The organism is Streptomyces thermovulgaris, assembly GCF_002155915.1.
Lineage (GTDB): Bacteria > Actinomycetota > Actinomycetes > Streptomycetales > Streptomycetaceae > Streptomyces > Streptomyces thermovulgaris.
The window spans coordinates 1-18,909 of record NZ_MUME01000036.1 but is presented as its reverse complement, the minus strand read 5'-3'; the positions used below and the strand labels follow the sequence as shown (position 1 = coordinate 18,909).

Here is an 18,909-nt window from a genome sequence, read left to right as displayed (position 1 = left end):
CCGTGTCCGCCACTGGCCCGGAACCGACGCACCGTGTCCGCCACTGGCCCGGAACCGACGCACCGTGTCCGCCACTGGCCCGGAACCGACGCACCGTGTCCGCTACCGTGCGCCGCCGGCCCTGCCCGCCGAGGCCCGTACCTCGGTCACGGCGGCGGTCAGCTGTTCCCGTACCGCCCCGGGCAGCGGGCCGCCCTGCACCGCCGTCACCACGTCCCGGGCGACGAGGTGCAGTTTGGTGTTGGTGTTCTGGGAGGCGATGACCAGCACCGACCAGGCCTGCTCCGGGGTCAGCCCGAAGGAGGCCATGAGAATGCCGCGGGCCAGGTCGATGGCGGGGCGGGTCTGCATGGCGCGGCGCAGCTGGACGACCTCGATGCGCAGGTCCTGTTCGGTGTCCCCGGTACGCGTCCCCTGCCGGGCGGCGGACGCCGCCCCCGCCTCGCGCCCCTTCGGCCCGTCGGGGGTCCCGGCGCCGAACAGCGCATGGGTGCCGGTGCGCAGAAGCAGCCGTTCGCTCGCGGGGCTGGTGGCGCACACGACGATCGTCTTGCCCTGGGCCAGGGCCCGCTCCCGCAGGCCGATCAGGATGTTGAGGGCGGAGCAGTCGCAGGACTCCACACCGCTCAGGTCCAGGTCGATCCCCCGGGCCGAGCGGCCGAGGGCGCCCTTCAGGGCACGCCGGAAGTCCTGGCCCGCGTCGAGGCCGAGCTCGCCGCGCACCGTGACGCGCACACGGTCGCCGTCAGGGCTGGTGTCGATCGCCGGTCCGCGCCCGGAACGCGCCGCCGGTACGCCGCCGCGCACCTCGCGGGCGGCGGTGCCGGCGGTGGTCCGGGACATGTGCGCAGGCTCCGCCATGAGCGCCTCTTTCGTGTGCGTTCGCCCGTTTCCCCACTCCCAGACTCACCCTGCCGCCCAGAACACGTCAAGGCATACCGGAAATCCCATTCGTGTTCTTGTGTACGCGAAAGCCCGATCCTAGGCTGGCCGCATGGACGCCGTGCCCGAGTCGCATGCCGGATGGACGTTTCTGACCAATCACGCCCGGGTGCTGGCCGTCGTCGCCGACGATCACCACGTCCGGATCCGCGACATCGCGGCCCGCTGCAGGCTCACCGAGCGCGCCGTCCAGAAGATCATCACCGATCTGGAGCGCGACGGATATCTCTCCCGCACCCGGGAGGGGCGCGGCAACGTCTACCGGATCGACCCGAGCAAGGTCCTGCGGCACCCGGCCGAGGCCGGACTGACCGTGGCCTCGCTGCTCTCGCTGCTCGTACGCGCGGAGGCCGACCACTCCCCCTCCGGCCGCTCCCCCTCCGGCCGCTCCTGCCCCGGCTCCTCCTCCGGCCGCTCCCCGTCCGCTCACTGACCGGACCGGCGGGCCCTGGCCGCGTCGTCCGGGCGGATCCAGCCCAGGGAGCGTTCCACGGCCCGCTTCCAGGACTCGTACTCGTAGGCGCGCCGCTCGGGGTCCATGTCCGGCAGCCACTGTCCGGCGCGGTACCAGTTGCGGCGCAGCACCTCCATGTCCGGCCAGTAGCCGACCGCGAGACCGGCGGCGTAGGCGGCGCCCAGGGAGACCGTCTCGGCCACCAGGGGCCGTACGACGGGGACGTCGAGCACATCGGCCAGCATCTGCATCAGCAGGTTGTCCGACGTCATGCCGCCGTCGACCCTGAGCTGCTTCAGGGTGAGCCCGGAGTCGGCGTTCACCGCGTCGACGACCTCCCGGGTCTGCCAGGCGGTGGCCTCCAGGACGGCCCGGGCCAGGTGCCCCTTGGTGATGTACGAGGTCAGGCCCACGATGACGCCGCGGGCGTCGCTGCGCCAGTAGGGGGCGAACAGACCGGAGAAGGCCGGGACGATGTAGCAGCCGCCGTTGTCCTCCACCGTGCGGGCCAGCGTCTCGATCTCGGGTGCGGTGCTGATCAGGCCGAGCCGGTCGCGGAACCACTGGACGAGCGAGCCGGTGACGGCCATCGGCCCCTCCAGGGCGTAGACCGTGGGCTGGTTGAAGATCTTGTAGGCGACGGTGGTGAGAAGGCCGTTGCGGGAGTGCACCAGGTCGGTTCCGGTGTTCATCAGCAGGAAGCTGCCGGTGCCGTAGGTGCACTTGGCCTCGCCCGGCGAGAAGCAGGTCTGCCCGAACAGGGCCGCCTGCTGGTCGCCGAGGGCGGCGCCGATGCGCACACCGGGCAGCAGGGCGCGGGCCTCGCCGTAGCTCTCGGCCGAGGAGCGGATCTCCGGCAGCAGCGGGCGCGGCACACCGAAGAAGTCCAGCAGCTCGGGATCCCAGGTCAGGGTCCGGATGTTGACGAGCATGGTGCGGCTGGCGTTGGTGGGGTCGCTGATGTGCAGGCCGCCGTCGACGCCGCCGGTGAGGTTCCAGATCAGCCAGCTCTCCATGGTGCCGAAGAGCACCTCGCCGTTCCGGGCCCGTTTCTCCAGGTCCTCCACATGGTCGAACAGCCAGCGGATCCGGGGCGCGGAGAAGTAGGTGGAGGGGGGCAGGCCGCAGCGGTCGAGGAAGAACTCGTCGCCGGGCCGGTCCCGCAGCGCGTCGACGAGCGGCGCCGTGCGGGTGTCCTGCCAGACGATCGCCCGGCCCAGCGGAGTGCCGGTGCGCCGGTCCCACAGGACGGTGGTCTCCCGCTGGTTGGCGATCCCGATGGCGGCGATCTGCGCGGCGTCCGCGCCGACACCGGCCAGGGCCTCGGGGACGATGCGCTGCACATTGCGCCAGATCTCCATGGCGTCGTGCTCGACCCACCCGGGCCGGGGGAAGTACTGCCGGTGCTCGCGCTGGGCGACCGACACCAGTCGTCCGCGATGGTCGAACAGGATGCATCGCGTGGACGTGGTGCCCTGGTCGATGGACATCACATACCGCTCAACCATGATCGGGACCTGCCTTCCGATGCGTCCTGCGGGGGGAACCCGCCGACCGGGACACCTCGACCGGGACGGCGGGATCCGCCGTGTCTACCAGCGGGTGGCTCCCAGCTCCCGGGAGATCGCCCGTGCGGCGTCCCGGACCAGGGCGACCAGTGCGGGCAGCGGCCGGCCCCGGTGGTCACAGATCCGCTCGACGCGGCCGGACAGCCCGATGGCGCCCACCACGAGGCCGCCGTGTCCGCGGATCGGAGCGGCGATTCCGGCGTCTCCCATGCTCATCTCCTGCACCTCGGCTCCCCATCCGAGTTCCCGGATTTCGGCGAGTGCCCGGTTCAGTTCCCCGGGGTCGACCAGGGTGTGCCGGGTGTACGCCCTCAGCCCCTCCTCGGGCGGGTCGAGGGTGGCGGTCCCGAAGGCCAGCAGAACCTTGCCGAGGGAGGAGGCGTGCAGCGGCAGCAGCGTGCCCACGTCCAGGGTCTGCAGGGTGTCGTCCGGGCGGAAGACGTGGTGGACGACGAGGACCTGGCCCTCCAGGGGCGTTCCCAGACGGACGGCCTCCCCGCTGCGGGCGGCCAGCGCGTCGGCCCAGTTCAGGGAGCGCGAGCGCAGTTCGTTGACGTCGAGGTAGCTGGTGCCCAGGTGCAGCAGCGCCGCTCCGAGCTGGTACTTTCCGGTGGTCTCGTCCTGCTCGACGAAGCCCACGCCCTGCAGGGTGCGCAGAATGCCGTGGGCGGTGCCCTTGGCCAGCCCCAGGGACGACGCGATCTCGCCGAGCCCCAGCCTGCGGGAACCGGCGGCCAGCAGCCGCAGGATCGCCGCCGCTCTTTCGATGGACTGGACGGGTCCGGCCATGGGGCGATCTTAGGGCCCGCCCTTCGTTTTTGCTCTGATATGCCCTGTTCGTCCTCTTCACGGGGGGTCGTTCGGCAATGCCGACCGTTGTTCATTGACCGCCCCTTTTTCGTTTCCTACCGTTCACAGCGCATTCGCCCTCCGGCGGCCCATCCGGCAGAAGGAGACCACATGACCACCGCGCAGCTCGTCGCCGCGCCCCACGGGGGGACCGACCGGGTCTTCCCGCTGCCGCACGCCGCGCGCGTCGTACCGGCCGTACGCCGGCGTGTCCGCGGGGTGCTGAGCGGCTGGGGCCTGCCCGCGGACGCGGCCGAGAACGTGCTCCTGGTGGTGTCGGAGCTGGTCACCAACGCCCTGGTGCACGCCCGGCCGCCCGCCACCCTGCGGCTGCGGCACGTCCCGGACGGCATGGGCCGGGCCGTCCGCGTGGAGGTGACCGACCAGGGTCCCGCGGCACCGCCCGGGCAGTGCGCCGCGGTGGACCCGGACGAGCACGGCCGCGGTCTGGACATCGTCACCGCCCTGTCGGCCCGGTGCGGCGTGAGGGCGGACGCCGGTGAGGTCCACCGGTGGGCGGAGGTGCCGGTGGGCTGAGGACTCCTTGCCCGGACGGGCGGAAATCGCGCGGCCTCCGGAGAGGCCGGAGCCGTGGCCCATGCCCCTTTCCCGGGCGGGCCGTCTCGGCCGTCGCCCCGGGAGCACCACCTTCGGTCGCCCCCTCCCGGGTGGGCCGGGAGCCCTTCTCAGGCGTCGCCGGGCGGCGGGGCGGTCGTGGCACGCACCTCCAGGTACGGGGCGGTCAGGTCGACCGTGCGCGGGCGGTCCGGATGGTCGATCCGGTCGAGCAGCCGCTGCGCGGCACGCCGGCCCACCTCGTGGCTGGCGTTGTCCACGGTGGTCAGCCACAGATGCCGCAGCCGCGACAGATAGGTGTTGTCGTAGCCGACCAGGGAGAGGTCGCGCGGCACCCGCAGGCCGCTCTCCTCGGCCGCCGACAGCGCGCCGACACAGGCCATGTCGTTGACGGCGAAGACGGCGGTGGGGCGCCGGGGACGGCTGAGCAGCCGCACGGTGGCCCGGTAGCCGCCCTCCTCGGTCAGGTCGCTCTGCTCCACGACCGCCGTGCCGGCCAGCCCGTGCTCGCGCACGGCGGTCTCGAAACCGCGGCGGCGCAGCTCGCCGACCGCGCCGTGGCCGGCGATGTGGGCGATGTGCCGGTGCCCGAGGGCGATGAGGTGCTCGGTGGCCAGCCGGGCGCCGTGCTCGTCGTCGCCCGTGACGATGTCCACCTCCGGCAGGTCCGGCTCACGGGTGCCGGCGACGACGGTGGGGATCCGGCCGGCCGCGGCGCGCAGCGCCTGCGGGTCCTGCAGGGTGCCGACGGCGACCAGGCCGTCGACGCGCAGCTCGGCGAAGGTGCGGGTGAGGTCCTCGCCCAGGCGCCGGTTGAGGTGGCCGTCGGCGAGCAGCATGTGCAGACCGCTGTCGTACAGACGGGAGTTGAGGCCGTCGAGGAGTTCCACGAACCAGGGGTTGCGCATGTCGTTCAGCAGCACGCCGACGGTGCGGGTGCGCCGTTCGCTGAGGCTGCGGGCGGCGGCGTTGGGGCGGTACCCGAGCTCGTCGATCGCGGCGAGGACCGCCTGCCGCTTCTCGGGACGGACACTGTCGGAACCGCGCAGCACCAGCGAGACCAGGGACTTGGACACACCGGCCCGCGCGGCGACGTCGCGAATGGTCGGGGGTCTCACACGATGGACCGTTCCACAAGGGGGTGCTCTTGTAAAGGGCGGAAGTAGGCCGGCGGCAGGGGTTGACACCAGGTGGGAGCAGCCTTCATCGTGAGCCGGCAAGTTTTTTGGATCGGTCCAAAGAGGGGCTGTCATGGTGGACACGCTCGGCGTCGCCGTCGTCGGATTCGGCTGGATGGGGCGGGTGCACACCCAGGCCTACGCACGCGTGCTCCATCACTTCCCGCGTCTCACGCTGCGTCCGCGCCTGATCACCGTCGCCGACGAGGTGCCCGGCCGGGCCGAGGAGGCCGCCGAACGGTACGGCTTCGAGTCCGCGACCCGGAACTGGCGGGAGATCGTCGCCGACCCCCGTGTGCGGGCGGTCAGCATCACCGCCCCGAACTATCTGCACCGTGAGATCGGCCTCGCCATGGCCGAGGCCGGCAAGCACCTCTGGGTCGAGAAGCCGGTGGGCCTGACGGCCGACGACGCCCGCGCGGTCGCCGGCGCCGCCGCCGAGGCCGGTGTGCACGGCACGGTCGGCTTCAACTACCGCAACGCGCCCGCCGTCGCCGCCGCCCGCGAGATGGTCACCGCCGGTGAGATCGGCCGGGTCATCCATGTCCGCATCCGGCTGTTCAGCGACTACGCCGCCCACCCCGAGGGCGCCCTGACCTGGCGCTACGAGCGGGAGCGCGGCGGCAGCGGCGTGCTGGGCGACCTGGCCTCGCACGGGGTCGACCTGGCCCGCCATCTGATCGGCGAGATCGACTCGCTGGCCGCGGACACCGCCGTGTTCGTGCCCGAGCGGGCCCGTCCGACCGGCGCCACCTCCGGCCACGCCCGGGCGACGGGCGGTGAACTCGGCCGCGTCGAGAACGACGACTACGTCAACTGCCTGCTGCGCTTCGCCTCCGGCGCGCGCGGAGTCCTGGAGGCCTGCCGGGTCTCGGTGGGCGAGCAGAACAACTACGGCTTCGAGATCCACGGCACCGAGGGCGCGCTCTTCTGGGACTTCCGCCGCATGGGCGAACTCGGGGTCAGCCGCGGCACCGCGTACCAGGACCAGCCGGTCAGCACCGTCTACGTCGGTCCCGGTCACGGCGAGTACGAGGCCTTCCAGCCGGGTGCGGCCAACGCCATGGGCTACGACGACCTGAAGGTCATCGAGGCGCACCACTTCCTGCGCTCGATCGCGGAGAACCAGCCGCACGGTGCCACCCTCGCCGACGCGGTGGCCGCGGCGGCGGCGCTGGACGCCATGACCCGCTCCGCCGAGCAGCGGGCGTGGGTGAGCCTCGCCTGAGCCCGCTCCCCCGCCCCTGGCCGGTGCGCGGGGCGACGGCCCGGTGGCGGATGCGCGGCACCCGGTCCGCGCCCGTCGTCCCGCACGGCGGAGTCGTCTCGCACCCGGCAGGGAACCGGGCGGCGGCCCGTCCGGGGCCGCCGCCGCGCTACGGCACCTCGGGACGGACGAGCGCCCGGGCCAGGGGCTCGCCGCTTCTGCGGGCGTAGGTCATCCGCTCGCGGACCTCACGCACAGTGCGCGGACGGTATCCGGGCCCGCCGCAGCAGCTCTTGTGGAAGCCGATGCCCGCGTGGAGCAGCACGGACAGGGTCCGCCAGGCCGCGGTGTCCCGGCGCCGGGGCGGTGCGAAGGCCGATCCGGCGTGGATCATCGGCTCCGCGCAGCGGGGGCAGAGCCGCCGCGGCCTGCCGAGGTCGTACGGCTGCTTGTACGAAGCCCGGCACGGCAGGCAGACATAGGAGGTCTTGGCATGGCCCATGCCGCCACGGTAGGCCCCGGCCTCCCCGGAGTCGACGGGTTTTCGGACCGGACTCGGGCGCTCAGGGCGCTGCGATGCCCCTGTTCGCCCACCAGGTGCCTGCCGGGCGCCGCTCCCCGACCGCGAAGAGCTGCCCGGTCAGGCGATGCCGTTCGACCGCGGTCCCCGTTCGACCGCGGCCGTTGAACACGGCGGAGCGATTCCCCTGGGCCACCCCTGGGGACGGCGGCGGCCGGTTCGGGTTCCGTCGGTGCTCCGCCGGGCGGGAACCCGGCTCGCCCCGGGCGGCCGCAGGCGGGCCGTCGCGGCCCGGGCACGGCGCGCGCGATCCGCCGGGAGCTGTTGTGCTGGTGGTGGGGGGTCGTTCCGTCCGCCCTTCTCGGGAGACGTGGGGAGAGACCCATGACCACGTACAAAGTCGCACAGGTGACGACCTCCGGCGGTCCCTTCGAGTTGTCCGAGCGCGAGGTTCCGGAGCCGGGTCCCCGCCACGTCAGGATCGCCGTGGAGGCCTGCGGGGTCTGTCGCAGCGACAGCTTCTTCGTGAACGCCGCCCTGCCCGGCGTCGACTTCCCGGTGGTCCCCGGGCACGAGATCGCCGGGCGGATCGAGCAGCTCGGCGAAGGGGCGCGGGAACAGGGCTGGCAGGTCGGCGACCGGGTGACGGTGGGCTGGTTCGGCGGCAGCTGCGGCCACTGCACACCGTGCCGGCAGGGGGACTTCATCGTGTGCGTGAACCTCAAGGTGCCCGGCTGGTCGTACGACGGCGGCTTCGCCGAGCGGGTGATCGCACCGGTCGACGCCCTGGCCAGGATCCCCGACTCCCTGGCGGCGAACGACGCCGGACCCATGGCGTGCGCGGGGGTGACCGTGTTCAACGGGCTGCGCCGCAGCTCCGCCCGCCCCGGTGACCTGGTCGCGGTGCTCGGCATCGGGGGTCTGGGGCACCTGGGGGTGCAGTACGCGGCGGCCATGGGCTTCGAGACGGTGGCGATCGCCCGGGGGGCCGCCAAGGCCGATCTGGCCAAGCGGCTGGGGGCGCACCACTACGTCGACAGCACCGCCGGCACGCCCGTCGCCGATGCCCTGACCGCGCTCGGCGGCGCCAAGGTCGTCCTGGCCACCGCCGGCGACTCCGAGGCCGTCGCGGCGACCGTGGACGGGCTCACGCACCGCGGCGAACTGGTGGTCATCGGGGCGTCGCCCGAACCGCTGGGCATCTCCCCGTTCCAGCTGATCACGAGCGGCCGGGTGGTCCGCGGCCATCCGTCCGGGACCTCGCGGGACGTGCAGGACACCATGGAGTTCAGCGCCCTGCACGGGATCCGCCCGGTGACCGAGGCCGTGCCGCTGGACCAGGCCGGCGAGGCGTACCAGAAGATGCTCTCCGGTGCCGCCCGCTTCCGCATGGTGCTCACCACCGGCTGACGCACGGGCCCGGAAGCAGCCCCGCGCGCCCGGCCGCCGGACCGCCGGGCCGTCAGGAGCGGCCGGTCACGAACCGGTCGAGGATCGCGGTCAGTTCCGCCGGTTTCTCCAGGGGCAGTTCATGGCCGGCGTCGACGATGCGGACCTCCGCGTCCGGGTACGCCTTCGCCATCCGCAGCATCTGCTGCACCGGCAGCTGGATGTCGTGGTAGCCGTGCACCAGCAGGACGGGCACGCGGACCTCGCCCACCCGGTCCAGGACGTCGAAGGCCCGCATGGCCGCGTAGCAGGTCATGACCACCTCGCGCGGGGTCGCGGCGGAGGCCCGGATGTGGCGCCGGATCTCCTCGCGCGGGTGGCCGGGGGCGAAGGCGCGCCGGATGTTGGCGGCGACGAACAGCTTGAACGGCACCAGCGTCGACGCGGCCATCAGCAGTCCTCTCCCCCGGCTGTACGTCATCCGGCCGATGGAGCAGACCAGCGCCAGCCGCTCGATCCGCTCGGGGTGGGCCAGGGCGACGGTCTGCGCGATCATGCCGCCCATCGAGTGCCCGATCAGCACGCACCGGTCGATGCCCAGATGGTCCAGGAGCGCGACCACGTCGCGGGCCGGCTCCTCGATCGTGCGTGCCCCCGCGCCGCTGCTCTCCCCGTGCCCGCGCAGGTCCAGCCGGACCACCCGGCGCTTGGCCGAGAAGTGTTCCAGCTGGTGGTCCCAGCGGTGCCGGTTCGCCGTCCAGCCGTGGACGAACACCAGGGGCGCGCCGTCGCCGTCGCGCGGGCCCTCGTCGTCGTACGTCAGCAGCGCACCGTCGACCTCGAGCTGCGGCATGGGGAACCTCCGGGAGCACGGTCGGGTTACTGGCCAGTACGGTAGCGGTGGTCCGGCCGGCCGTCACCGTCCTCGGCCGATCCCGTGGTGCGGCAGCCGGCTCGGCGGCCCGGGTCCGCCGGCGTCGTGCCGTACCGCCCGGCCGGAGCCGCGCCGTCACCGGTCGCGCCCCCTTGTCTGCGGTGCGGCGGTCAGTCCTTGCGTGCCAGAGGACAGGCGCTGGGCCGGGGCGACTGCTCATCGGACTCCTGCACCAGCCGCGCCACGACCCTCAGCCCCGCCCGCTCCAGCAGTTCGGCCACACGCTCCACGGGCAGCGGATGCCAGGCGCAGGACACGGGGTGGCCGTACGCCCGGGTGGGCCGCCGGTGCTCGTCGCCGATGCGGCATCCCCACAGCAGGTGTCCGCCGGGCGCGAGCGTGCGCCGGAACTCGGCGAAGAGCAGCGGCAGCTCCACGGGCGGCGTGTGGTGGGTGGAGCACCGGGCGAGGATGCCGCCGAGCACGCCGTCGCCCACCCCCAGCGCGGTCATCGAACCCTGCACGAACCGCGGGTCCGGGTGGGCGCGCCGGGCCAGCTCCACCATGCCGGCCGGCAGATCGACACCGGACGCCGAAAGCCCCGGGTCCGCCAGACGGGCGGTCACATGTCCGGGGCCGCAGCCCAGGTCCGCGACCGGCCCCGGGGCGGAGCGCCGCACCGTTTCGGCGAAGGCCGCCGGCATGCCGCGGGAGAGGGGGTCCGTCTCGGAGGGCCGCGGGACGCGTTCGGCGCAGGCGGAGGCGACGGTGTCGCAGGAGACGCGGACGGCCGTGCGGTTGGAGGGGTCGGGCATGGGGGTGCACGGCAGCGAGAGCCCGGACGGGTTCTCCACCCCGGGACAGCGGGCGCTCATTCTCCCACCGGCACAGGACCCTTCACACTTCCCACACGAACAAGTCACCCGTTCGCCATGAGTTGTGTAGGCTCCTGCCGCTCCATCGGCACGACTGAGGGGGGAACCTCATGCGTATACGCTCCGCGCTCGCCGTCGCCGCCGCGGCGGGCACCATCGCCGTCGTCGCCGCTCCCGCGCAGGCCGCCGAGTACTCGTCGGCACTGAAGGTGAGGGGCATCCAGTACGACGCGCCCGGCCGGGACTCCAACAACTGCCGTACGGGCAACACCAAGAACGAGTACCTGACGATCAAGAACTACTCGCGCACCGCGCGGGTCAATCTCAAGGGCTACGTCGTCAAGGACGCCGCCGGCAACAAGTTCACGTTCCGCTCCAACCACTACCTCGAGCCCGGCGACTACGTGAAGCTGCGCGGGGGCAAGGGCACGGACTCCGACGCCAAGAACGTCGTCTACCGCCAGAACTGCAACTTCATCTGGAACAACGACAAGGACACCGTCTACCTGTTCAAGCCCTCCGGCGCCCGTGCCGACGTCCACTCCTACACCAAGGCCCGCAACGACCGGGACGGCAACGGCTACATCACCTACCACGGCTAGCCCGAGGGCCGTCCGCGCCGCCGGCAGCTGCGGCGGGAGCAGCGGACGCACCACCCGCGGCGGCACGCGCTCCGCCGTCCACGGCTCCGTCACCCGCTACCGGGCGGGGCGGTTCTGTCGCGCAGTCGGACGCGGAGCACGGACCGCCGGCGCGAGCGGCGCGCCGGTCACCCGCGTGCACCGCTCCAACGCCCGGCGCCGGCCGCTTTCCCGGCCGGCTCCGGGTTCCGGCGTCCCGTCCGGTGGCGGGGTCACTCCTCCTCCACCGGGCGGGTGCGTCCGGGTTCCACGACCGCGCCCTCCTGGGCACGGGCGTGCAGGACGTCACCGATGAAGAAGTCGTACACCAGGACGCCGACGACCCCGCCGACGAGCGGTCCGACGATGGGGATCCACCAGTAGCTGCTGAACGCCCCGGCCAGGCTGCCCGGGAACGCCAGGTCGCCCCAGCCCGCGGCGAAGGTGAACAGGCGCGGCCCGAAGTCGCGCGCCGGGTTGATGGCGTATCCGGCGTTCGGGCCGAAGGACATGCCGATGGCGGCGACCACGAAGCCGATGAGCAGCGGCCCGAGGTTGGACTGCACGGCCATGTTGCGCAGGTCGATGAGTGCCGCGACCAGCATGACCAGGAACGCGGTGCCGACGATCTGGTCCACCAGCGGGCCCCAGTGGCCGCCTTGGAAGTAGGGCGCCGGGAAGGTGGCGAAGATCGAGAAGGACGCGAGCGTGTGCCCGCCCGTCTTCGGTCCCGGCATCGCCCGGTCGAAGGCGTTGATGGCGTCGTGGTAGACGGCGTACACCAGCGCCGCTCCGGCGAAGGCGCCCACCACCTGCGCGATCCAGTACGGGACCACCTTCACCCAGGGAAACCGGCGGCGCACCGCGAACGCGAGGGTGACCGCGGGGTTGATGTGCGCCCCGCTGACGCCTCCGGCCACGTACACACCGAAGACCACGCCCATCGCCCAGCCCCAGGTGATCAGCAGCCAGTCACCGGAGCTGATGAAGAACGTCGTGGGCCCCGACGTGCGGCCCGAGCCGGGCAGTCCGGCGACCGCCACGGCCACCGAACCGCATCCGAAGGCGATGAGGACGAAGGTTCCCAGGAACTCCGCCATGCATTCGCCCAGGAGCCCCCCACGTTGTTTGAGTCGTGAGGATTTCAACAAGGGCGGTATTTCCACGGCCATATCGGCCCCCTCAACAAACGGTCGGGCGGACCATCGACACAGCCCTCCTCAGGGCGGCTCCGCCAGTGCTCAGTGTGCGCGCGGGGGCGGAGTACGGCCACTTGACCGGACTGCCCCTGAGAAATGCCGTGTTCCCGGCGCCCGCTCTCCCGAAAGGCCGGAACGCGCCGAACGCCCCGGCTCATGGGGCGAGCGACAGGTCCACCGGCCCGTCCTGAAAGGACACATGCCGCTTCGCATCCTCTCGAGGGGTGAACCCCCGTACGGGTGACATTGCTCGTGTCCTGGCAGGGAGAACCGAGAGAAAGATGCTTTCCGTGCTTCCGCCCGCGGCGGTTCAACCGTATCCCGAGTGGCAACCCGGCGACGACCGAACAAGACTGAACCATGGTTTCGTGATCAGGCGAAAACGCACGGTCTCGGGAACCGGGCACCGCTGGCCGATGGTTTTTGACCTTTCTCAGGGAGCTCGCATGGTGGAGAAGTCTGCGGATATTCTGATGCCCGGGGCGGACGGATCCGCGCTCGTCGGGCAGGGAAGCAGCGCCCCGGCGACGACGGACACCGAAAGGGAACTCGCCGAAATCCTGGCGGACCTCGTGCACGTCGATCACGTCGCGCCCGACAGTCATTTCTTCAATGATCTGGGCGCCAATTCCCTCGTCATGGCCCAGTTCTGCGCACGGGTGCGGAAGAGACCGAACCTGCCGTCCGTGTCCATGCGGGACATCTACCGCAACCCCACGCTCCGCGATCTGGCCGCCGCTCTCGCCCGGACCGCACCACCGCCCGGCGACGCCCCGGCCCCGGACGCGCCCGCGAAACCGGCCCCGCCGGCCCCGCCGGCTCCACCGGTCCGGACGGCACCGAAGAGCACGGCGCGCTACGTACTGTGCGGAACCGCCCAGTTGCTGGTTTTTCTCGGATATTCCCTCGCCGTCGCGGTGGCCACCGTGAAGGGCTATGCGTGGGTCGCCGCGGGATCCGGATTCCTCGACATCTACCTGCGGTCACTCGTGTTCGGCGGTGCCGGGTTCATCGCCCTGTGCGCCTTCCCCGTCGCCGCCAAGTGGATTCTCATCGGCCGCTGGAAACCCACCGAGTTCCCGCTGTGGGGCGTGACCTATCTGCGCTTCTGGATCGTCAAGTCGCTGCTGCACGCCAATCCGATGGTCCTCTTCGTGGGGAATCCGCTGTATGTGATGTATCTGCGGGCCCTGGGCGCACGGATCGGCAGGAACGTCACGATTCTCTCCCCCTCCGTCCCGGTGTGCACCGACCTGCTCACCATCGGCTCCGGCACGGTGATCCGCAAGGACTCGTTCTTCCTCGGCTACCGCGCGCATGCCGGACACATCCAGACCGGCCGGATCACGCTCGGCCGGAACGTCTTCATCGGCGAGAAGACGGTGCTGGACATCGACACCTCGATGGGCGACGGGGCGCAACTCGGCCATGCCTCCGCCCTGTACCGCGGCCAGCACGTCCCGGACGGCGAACGCCACCACGGCTCCCCCGCGCAGCCCACGACGGTCGACTACGTCCGGGTGGAACCGGCCCCGTGCGGCACGCTGCGCCGCGCCGGCTATGCGCTGACCACCCTGCTGCAGCTGTTCCTTCTGTACCTGCCGCTCACGATCGGCGGGCTGTACATGCTGTTCACGCAGGTGCCGGCCCTGCGCACCCGGCTGGAGTCGGGCACGGCCCTGTCCTCGGTCACGGAGTTCGTCACCGACACCCTGCTGCTGTCCGGCGCGCTGTTCCTCGGGCTCGTGATCCTGGGCGCGGCCCTTCTGTTCACCGTCCCCCGGCTGCTGAACCTGGCCTTCGAACCCGACCGGGTCTACCCGCTCTACGGCTTCCACTACGCCCTGCACCGCGCGGTGGCCGGCATGACGAACGTCAAGTTCTTCACCTGGCTGTGCGGTGACAGTTCGTACATCGTCCCCTATCTGCGCCTCCTGGGCTACGACCTGTCCCGGGTGGAGCAGACCGGGTCGAACTTCGGCACCGAACTCCAGCACGAGACGCCGTTCCTGGTGTCCGTCGGCAGCGGCACGATGGTGGCCGACGGGCTGTCCGTGGTCAACGCGGACTTCTCCAGCACCTCGTTCCGGGTGAGCCGGGCGACCATCGGCCCGCGCAACTTCCTCGGCAACAACATCGCCTATCCGGCCGGGGCCAGGACGGGCGAGAACTGCCTGCTCGCGACGAAGGTGATGGTCCCCCTCGACGGCGAACTGCGCCAGGGCGTCGGGCTGCTCGGCTCACCGTGCTTCGAGATCCCGCGGACGGTGGAGCGCGACACCCGCTTCGACCACCTCAGGACCGGCGAGGCGCTGCGCCGCGGCCTTGCCGCCAAGAACCGGTACAACCTCCGCTCGATGGCGCTGTTCCTGCTGCTGCGCTGGGGGAACGCCGCGCTGCTCACGGCGCTCGCCCTGGCCGCCGTCGACCTGTACGGCAGGCTGGGCCCCGTGGTGATCGCCGGCTATCTGGCCCTCGCCCTGGCCGTCACCGCCGCCTACTGGATCCTGGTGGAACGGGCGGTCGCCTCCTTCCGCGCGCTGAGCCCGCGGCTGTGCTCCATCTACGACCCCTACTTCTGGTGGCACGAGCGCCTGTGGAAGGTCCCGGACGAGTACCTCGAGGTGTTCAACGGGACCCCGTTCAAGAGCCTGGTGTGGCGTCTGCTGGGGGTGCGGATCGGACGCAGGGTCTTCGACGACGGCTGCTACATCACCGAGCGCACGCTCACCTCCATCGGGGACGACTGCACCCTGAACGCCGCCAGCAAGATCCAGTGCCATTCGCAGGAGGACGGCACCTTCAAGTCGGACCGCACCACGCTCGGCGCCGACTGCACGATCGGGGTCGGCGCGCATGTGCACTACGGCGTGACGGTGGGCGACGAGGCCGTACTGGCCCCCGATTCCTTCCTCATGAAAGGCGAGGAAGTCCCCGCACGGACGGAGTGGGGCGGAAACCCCGCCGCTCCGATGGCGAGTTGAGGAAGAGGCATTCGATGGGAACGCTCGTGGCAGCGGACAGGGAGTTCTGGAGCAAGGTGCTGACCGCCGGCGGTTTCACCGCCGTCCCGCGGTGGGCGCGCGAGCCGGTGGCCGGCGCGGCCGAACACGAGGAGACCGTGCCGGCGGACACGGCCCGGGCGGTGCGCGCCCTGGCGGCACGGCTGGACGTGCCGGTGAGCACGGTGCTGCTGGCCGCCCACGCCAAGGTGCTGGCCGCGCTGTCGGCCGAGCAGGACGTGGTGACCGGGTACGTCACGGGTCCCGGACGCGGTCCGCTGCCCTGCCGGCTGACCGTCGCACCGCGGTCGTGGCGCCGGCTGGTGCTCGACGTCCGCCGTGTCGAGGAGGAACTGATCGCCCACCAGGACTTCCCGGTCGGCGAGCTGCGCCGGGACCTGGGGCTGACGGAACGGTCGTACGAGGTCGTCCTCGACCCCGCGGACGCCGGATGCGACCTGCCCGAGGAGGCCGTGCTGCGGGTGGCGTTCGGCGAGCGGGACGACCGGCTCGTGCTGCGGCTGCGGTACCGCACGGACGTCCTGGACGCCGAAGCCGCGGCCCGGATCGGCGGCTACCACCTGACCGCGCTGCGGCTGATGACGGCCGACCCGGACGCCGGGCACATAGGACGGAGTCTGCTGTCGCCCGAGGAGGTGCGCCACCAGCTGGAGGCTCTGGCCGGACCCCACCGGGAGCTGCCGCCGCTGCGGGCGCACCAGATCTTCGAGGAGCGGGTGCGGGAGCACCCGGACGCGGTGGCCGCGGTGCACAAGGACCGGTCGTGGACGTACGGGGAGCTGAACGCGCGGGCCAACCGGCTGGCGCGGGCGCTGCTGGCGCGCGGTCTGGGCCGGGAGGGCGTGGTGGCCGTGGTCACCGAACGCAATCTCGACTGGCTGGCCGCGGTGCTGGCGGTGTTCAAGGCCGGCGGTGTCTACCTGCCGATCGAGCCGCACTTCCCGGCCGGCCGCATCGCGACGACGCTCTCCCGCGCCGGGTGCCGGCTGGTGCTGACCGAGCCGGGCAGCACCGGCAGCCTCGACGAGGCCCTGGCCACGCTGCCGGAGAAGGCCGAGAAGCTGCTCATCGAGGCGGCGTACGCCGAGGGGCACGCCGACGGGAACCCCGAGGTGGAGGTCTCCCCCGACCAGCTGGCGTACATCTACTTCACCTCCGGCTCCACCGGCGAGCCGAAGGGGGCGATGTGCGAGCACGCGGGCATGCTCAACCATCTGTACGCCAAGATCGACGACTTGGGGATCGGCCCCGGCCGGGTGGTGGCGCAGACGGCCCCGCAGTGCTTCGACATCTCGCTGTGGCAGCTGATCGCCGGGCTGCTGGTGGGCGGGCGGACCCTGCTGGTCGAGCAGGACGCGATCACGGACGTGGAGCGGTTCGTCGACACCCTGGTGCACGGCCGGGTCGCGGTGGCGCAGCTCGTGCCCTCCTATCTGGAGGTGGTGGTCTCGTACCTGGAGCAGCACCCGCGCGCACTGCCCGACCTGGCCTGTGTGTCGGTGACCGGCGAGGCGCTGAAACGGGAGCTGGTGCAGCGCTGGTTCGCCCTCCAGCCGGGCATCCGGCTGGTCAACGCCTACGGGCTGACGGAGACCTCGGACGACACCAACCACGAGGTGATGGACACGGTGCCGGACCGGGTGCTGCTGGGACGCCCGGTCAGCAACGTACGGGTCTACGTCGTCGACGAGCGGCTGTCGCTGGTGCCGCTCGGCGCCCCGGGACTGATCGCGTTCTCCGGGGTGTGCGTGGGACGCGGCTACGTCAACGACCCCGAACGGACCCGTGAGGCCTACCGCACGGACCCGTACCGTCCGGGCGAGCGGCTCTACCTGGGCGGCGACTGGGGACGCTGGCACCCCGACGGGAAGCTGGAGTTCCTCGGCCGCCGGGACAGCCAGGTGAAGATCCGCGGATTCCGCATCGAGATCGGCGAGATCGAGAACACCCTGCTGCGGGTGCCCGGCGTCCGGGACGGCGCGGTGGTTGTCGCCGATCTGGCGGGCCGGAGCACGCATCTGATCGCCTTCTACACCGGCCGGCGTCTGCGGTCCCAGGAACTGCGGCGGACACTCGGGGCCTCGCTTCCCGCGTACATGGTTCCCTCCGCCTTCCACTGGCAGGAGGCGCTGCCGCTGACCGCCAACGGCAAGATCGACCGCAAGGCGCTGACCGCGCTGGCCGAACGGAGCGCGCCGTCGGCGCAGGGCGCCGCCGACGGGGAGCGCACGGCGGGGGACGACGGCGGCGCACCGCGCACCCCGACCGAGCGCAGGCTGGCGGCCGTCTGGGCCGAGCTGCTGGGCCTGGACCCGCACACGATCGGCCGGCGGGACCACTTCTTCGGCCTCGGCGGCACCTCGCTGACGGCGGTGAAGCTGACCATCGCCCTGAACCGCGCGGTGTCCTTGAAGGACATCACCCGCCACCCGGTGCTCGCCGACCTGGCCGCGCGTCTGGACGGCACGGCCCGCCGGCGTCCGGAGCTGCTCCAGCCGCTGTCGGAGCCGGAGGGCGGCCCGGAGTGCGCGCTGGTGTGCTTCCCGTACGCGGGCGGCAACGCGGTCAACTTCCAGCCGATGGCGAGCGCCCTGGCCGGCGGCGGCCTCGCCGTGTACGCCGTGGACCTGCCCGGACACGACCTGGCGGCCGTCGAGGAGCCGTTCGCGCCGCTGGAGCAGGTGGTGGAGCGGGTCGTCGCCGAGATCGCCGGGCGCGGCCCGGGACGGGTCATGCTGTGGGGCCACTCCTCCGGCGCCGCGCCCGCCCTGGAGACGGCCCGGAGGCTGCTCGGGCGCGGAATCGAGGTGACGCGGGTGTTCCTCGGTGCGCAACTGCTCGGCACCGCCGCCGAGCGGCGCGCCGCGATCGCCGAACTGACGCAGCGGAGCAACGCCGACATCGCCGCGGAGCTGAGCGCGGACAGCGGCTACAGCGAACTCGGCGAGCTGAACGCGGAGCACGCCGAGCACATCGGTGCCGCCTACCGGCACGACTGCGTGTCCGCACACCGCTATCTGGCCGGCGCCCTGGAGAACCCGCCGGCGGCGAGACTGACGGCGCCGGTCACCGTGGTCGTCGCCGCCGACGACGCGAACACCGCACGGTTCCGCGACCGCTGGCGGGACTGGGAACTGCTGGCCGAGCAGGTGGATCTGCACGAACTCGCCGACGGGGGCCACTACTTCCTGCGCACCCGTCCCGCCGAGACCGCACGGGTCGTCCTGGGCGCCGCCGAACTGCTGGCGTCCTCCTGACCCCTTCGGGGCCCGCCCGGGCCTCCTTGGTGACGAACGAAAGGAAACCGAGATGTCGTTCTCGTCCTCGGCGTCGGTGCTGGAGGTGGAGCTGCGGCCCGACCGGCCTCCCCTCCTGCACCTGGAACCCCCTGCGGACGCGGTCGGCTGGGCGGCCGAGCACCGCGAGGCGCTGCGCGCGCAGGTCACCGAGCACGGAGCGCTGCTCGTGCGCGGCCTGGGGCTGCGGGACCCGGACCTGATCGCCGCCGTCTTCGCGGAACTGGGCGGCCCGCTCATGGCGGAACGGGAGGCCTTCGCTCCCCGGGAGCCCCGCGGCCCGGGGCTGTACTCCTCCACCGCCTGGCCCGCCAACCAGCCCATGTGCATGCACCACGA

The 18,909-nt window shown here is 72.2% G+C and carries 15 protein-coding genes and 1 pseudogene; 8 read left to right on the top strand and 8 right to left on the bottom strand.

Annotated elements, in window-relative coordinates; all coding sequences use genetic code 11:
- Positions 1-102: 102 nt before the first annotated feature.
- Entirely contained in the window at positions 103-843 is a 741-nt protein-coding gene (locus tag CCN35_RS04415; RefSeq protein ID WP_158100372.1) for an ANTAR domain-containing protein, read from the bottom strand.
- Positions 844-994: 151 nt separating this feature from the next.
- Between CCN35_RS04415 and CCN35_RS04410 the strand changes: the two genes are divergently transcribed.
- Complete coding sequence (locus tag CCN35_RS04410; protein ID WP_067389597.1) at positions 995-1,375, top strand: helix-turn-helix transcriptional regulator; 381 nt, start codon at positions 995-997, stop codon at positions 1,373-1,375.
- Here CCN35_RS04410 and glpK read toward each other — a convergent pair.
- Entirely contained in the window at positions 1,369-2,904 is a 1,536-nt protein-coding gene (gene glpK / locus CCN35_RS04405; RefSeq protein WP_086791572.1) for a glycerol kinase GlpK, read from the bottom strand. The two genes, CCN35_RS04410 and glpK, sit on opposite strands and share 7 nt — an antisense overlap.
- An 84-nt stretch (positions 2,905-2,988) precedes the next feature.
- Positions 2,989-3,753 carry an IclR family transcriptional regulator gene (locus CCN35_RS04400; protein WP_067389583.1) on the bottom strand — a complete coding sequence of 255 codons (765 nt, stop codon included), beginning with the start codon at positions 3,751-3,753 and terminating at the stop codon, positions 2,989-2,991.
- Between the two features lie 171 nt (positions 3,754-3,924).
- On the opposite strand from CCN35_RS04400, the gene CCN35_RS04395 reads away from it, so the two are divergent.
- Positions 3,925-4,350, top strand: coding sequence for an ATP-binding protein (locus CCN35_RS04395; protein ID WP_067389580.1), 426 nt, complete (start codon positions 3,925-3,927; stop codon positions 4,348-4,350).
- A gap of 149 nt (positions 4,351-4,499) precedes the next feature.
- Here CCN35_RS04395 and CCN35_RS04390 read toward each other — a convergent pair whose 3' ends face one another.
- Positions 4,500-5,507, bottom strand: coding sequence for a LacI family DNA-binding transcriptional regulator (locus CCN35_RS04390; protein WP_067389577.1), 1,008 nt, complete (start codon positions 5,505-5,507; stop codon positions 4,500-4,502).
- A gap of 133 nt (positions 5,508-5,640) precedes the next feature.
- On the opposite strand from CCN35_RS04390, the gene CCN35_RS04385 reads away from it, so the two are divergent.
- Entirely contained in the window at positions 5,641-6,795 is a 1,155-nt protein-coding gene (locus tag CCN35_RS04385; RefSeq protein WP_086791570.1) for a Gfo/Idh/MocA family protein, read from the top strand.
- A 148-nt stretch (positions 6,796-6,943) separates the two neighbouring features.
- Here the strand turns inward: CCN35_RS04385 and CCN35_RS04380 are convergent, their stop codons facing one another.
- The gene (locus CCN35_RS04380) at positions 6,944-7,276 is read right to left on the bottom strand and encodes a deoxyxylulose-5-phosphate synthase (protein WP_067389571.1); all 333 of its coding nucleotides are present in this window, start codon (positions 7,274-7,276) and stop codon (positions 6,944-6,946) included.
- 402 nt (positions 7,277-7,678) lie between these two features.
- On the opposite strand from CCN35_RS04380, the gene CCN35_RS04375 reads away from it, so the two are divergent.
- Positions 7,679-8,704 carry an alcohol dehydrogenase gene (locus CCN35_RS04375; protein WP_067389567.1) on the top strand — a complete coding sequence of 342 codons (1,026 nt, stop codon included), beginning with the start codon at positions 7,679-7,681 and terminating at the stop codon, positions 8,702-8,704.
- Between the two features lie 52 nt (positions 8,705-8,756).
- Here the strand turns inward: CCN35_RS04375 and CCN35_RS04370 are convergent, their stop codons facing one another.
- The gene (locus CCN35_RS04370; RefSeq protein ID WP_067389564.1) at positions 8,757-9,536 is read right to left on the bottom strand and encodes an alpha/beta fold hydrolase; all 780 of its coding nucleotides are present in this window, start codon (positions 9,534-9,536) and stop codon (positions 8,757-8,759) included.
- Positions 9,537-9,727: 191 nt separating this feature from the next.
- Entirely contained in the window at positions 9,728-10,372 is a 645-nt protein-coding gene (locus CCN35_RS04365) for a class I SAM-dependent methyltransferase (protein ID WP_086791578.1), read from the bottom strand.
- 170 nt (positions 10,373-10,542) lie between these two features.
- Between CCN35_RS04365 and CCN35_RS04360 the strand changes: the two genes are divergently transcribed.
- Entirely contained in the window at positions 10,543-11,034 is a 492-nt protein-coding gene (locus CCN35_RS04360) for a lamin tail domain-containing protein (protein WP_067389561.1), read from the top strand.
- A gap of 251 nt (positions 11,035-11,285) precedes the next feature.
- Here CCN35_RS04360 and CCN35_RS04355 read toward each other — a convergent pair whose 3' ends face one another.
- Positions 11,286-12,224 (bottom strand): MIP/aquaporin family protein, encoded by a 939-nt coding sequence (locus CCN35_RS04355; protein ID WP_067389553.1) that lies wholly within the window; start codon positions 12,222-12,224, stop codon positions 11,286-11,288.
- 473 nt (positions 12,225-12,697) lie between these two features.
- On the opposite strand from CCN35_RS04355, the gene CCN35_RS04350 reads away from it, so the two are divergent.
- The 3 genes and pseudogenes from CCN35_RS04350 to CCN35_RS04340 all read left to right on the top strand — a co-directional run.
- Entirely contained in the window at positions 12,698-15,235 is a 2,538-nt protein-coding gene (locus CCN35_RS04350; RefSeq protein WP_086791568.1) for a Pls/PosA family non-ribosomal peptide synthetase, read from the top strand.
- Positions 15,236-15,249: 14 nt separating this feature from the next.
- Positions 15,250-18,531, top strand: a complete 3,282-nt coding sequence (locus tag CCN35_RS04345) for a non-ribosomal peptide synthetase (RefSeq protein WP_086791567.1) — start codon at positions 15,250-15,252, stop codon at positions 18,529-18,531.
- Between the two features lie 52 nt (positions 18,532-18,583).
- Positions 18,584-18,909: pseudogene (locus CCN35_RS04340) on the top strand (TauD/TfdA family dioxygenase); the annotation flags it as partial.

Coding starts and splice junctions, on each gene's coding strand:
- glpK (WP_086791572.1), bottom strand. CDS start 2,904: ATGGTTGAGCGGTATGTGATGTCCATCGACCAGGGCACCACGTCCACG.
- CCN35_RS04400 (WP_067389583.1), bottom strand. CDS start 3,753: ATGGCCGGACCCGTCCAGTCCATCGAAAGAGCGGCGGCGATCCTGCGG.
- CCN35_RS04365 (WP_086791578.1), bottom strand. CDS start 10,372: ATGCCCGACCCCTCCAACCGCACGGCCGTCCGCGTCTCCTGCGACACC.
- CCN35_RS04380 (WP_067389571.1), bottom strand. CDS start 7,276: ATGGGCCATGCCAAGACCTCCTATGTCTGCCTGCCGTGCCGGGCTTCG.
- CCN35_RS04345 (WP_086791567.1), top strand. CDS start 15,250: ATGGGAACGCTCGTGGCAGCGGACAGGGAGTTCTGGAGCAAGGTGCTG.
- CCN35_RS04355 (WP_067389553.1), bottom strand. CDS start 12,224: ATGGCCGTGGAAATACCGCCCTTGTTGAAATCCTCACGACTCAAACAA.
- CCN35_RS04395 (WP_067389580.1), top strand. CDS start 3,925: ATGACCACCGCGCAGCTCGTCGCCGCGCCCCACGGGGGGACCGACCGG.
- CCN35_RS04415 (WP_158100372.1), bottom strand. CDS start 843: ATGTCCCGGACCACCGCCGGCACCGCCGCCCGCGAGGTGCGCGGCGGC.
- CCN35_RS04370 (WP_067389564.1), bottom strand. CDS start 9,536: ATGCCGCAGCTCGAGGTCGACGGTGCGCTGCTGACGTACGACGACGAG.
- CCN35_RS04385 (WP_086791570.1), top strand. CDS start 5,641: ATGGTGGACACGCTCGGCGTCGCCGTCGTCGGATTCGGCTGGATGGGG.
- CCN35_RS04375 (WP_067389567.1), top strand. CDS start 7,679: ATGACCACGTACAAAGTCGCACAGGTGACGACCTCCGGCGGTCCCTTC.
- CCN35_RS04360 (WP_067389561.1), top strand. CDS start 10,543: ATGCGTATACGCTCCGCGCTCGCCGTCGCCGCCGCGGCGGGCACCATC.
- CCN35_RS04410 (WP_067389597.1), top strand. CDS start 995: ATGGACGCCGTGCCCGAGTCGCATGCCGGATGGACGTTTCTGACCAAT.
- CCN35_RS04350 (WP_086791568.1), top strand. CDS start 12,698: ATGGTGGAGAAGTCTGCGGATATTCTGATGCCCGGGGCGGACGGATCC.